Genomic DNA, 1,174 nt, shown 5'->3' with positions numbered 1-1,174 from the left:
CGAAGGCTTGGTAGGCCTCTTTCCAGCTGTCCCGTGCATCCAGCTCCGTCCGCTCCGGCACGAAGCCCGCGACAAGGGGCAAGCCGTTCATGCGGACGCCGTTCCACATGAACATGTTGAAGCCTTCAACGTCCTGGCCGTAGTAGGTGACGACGAACTGGAAACTCAAGGTCAACTTTCCCAGCAAAGCCGCCTCGAAACTGGGTCGCGCCCGTGGGTTGGTCGCTCTCCCATCACTGCCGGTGATCGACTTGTAGTACGGGAGCGGCCCCGCATCCGGCGACTGTGCCAGCAGCAAGGCAAGATGCTTCTCCACGCCGAATCCCGGATCAAACATGGTCGAGATGGCGTTGCCCCCCACCAGTTGCGCGACGGTCCCCGGCGGCCACGACGCTGCGCGTACCGCTGGGGAGGTGGCCGGCCGCAAGTCCGCCGTCGCCGGCTTGATGCCCAGCAGTTCAAGCAGGCCCATGCTGAGTGCTCCGGTGATGAACGGACGCCGATTCATTGAAGGAAATGCCTGGTTTCATTTGAGGGCGCCCGCCCAATGGCGTTCGCGCACATCCACGATGCCGGGGGCAGTGGTCGCCATGTGCTGCATGGTGTACGTGAGGTGCAGTTGCTTCTTCTCATAGAACCCGGCCTGCCAATAGCTGACGAAGGCCTGCGCAGGAGCAAATTGGTCGGCAAGCAGATCGTCCACAAACATCCAGTGCGCGAACTGCCGAAACATCTGTACATCACCTGGTCGTGCGGTTTGCAGTACAGGACACGCGCTGCCCGGTGCGGGCACCGCCTTCGGGTCGCCGAGAAAGGCCTTCAGCTCGAAGCGCGTCTCGCCCGTGTGCGGATCCTTGAAGCCGTGGTAGCGGTTGATCAACTCCAGCGAGGCGCGGCGCGGCGCGTCAATAGTCCTTCTTGCCGTCCAGCCGCTGGCCCCACCAGGGCGCGTACCACTGGCCGCGGTAGTTGTGCTCCGGGAACTTGCGTGCCGGGTCCGGCGGCACATGTCCGGCTGGCGGAAGGACCAGCATGGCCCGCGCGGCAGCGCGGTCGACGTTGGACAGGTACAGCACCGGGTGGTTGCGCTCGTAGGCGGCATAGGCGGCCAGCAGCAGCGTGTAGTTCACCGTGTTGGCCCCCAACTCGCCCAGCACCGCGACCAGGTCCACGC

The 1,174-nt window shown here is 64.4% G+C and carries 1 protein-coding gene and 2 pseudogenes; all 3 read right to left on the bottom strand.

Annotated elements, in window-relative coordinates; translation table 11 throughout:
• A pseudogene (locus CKO43_RS25450) lies at positions 1-472 on the bottom strand (hypothetical protein); the annotation flags it as partial.
• A 54-nt stretch (positions 473-526) separates the two neighbouring features.
• On the bottom strand, positions 527-880 hold the full coding sequence (locus CKO43_RS25445) for a hypothetical protein (protein WP_200380415.1): 354 nt from the start codon (positions 878-880) through the stop codon (positions 527-529).
• Between the two features lie 25 nt (positions 881-905).
• Positions 906-1,174, bottom strand: a pseudogene (locus tag CKO43_RS25440) (hypothetical protein); the annotation flags it as partial.

Source organism: Rubrivivax gelatinosus (assembly GCF_016583785.1).
Lineage (GTDB): Bacteria > Pseudomonadota > Gammaproteobacteria > Burkholderiales > Burkholderiaceae_C > Rubrivivax > Rubrivivax gelatinosus_B.
The sequence above is the reverse complement of the archived record's forward strand: the minus strand, read 5'-3'. Positions and strand labels throughout refer to the sequence as shown.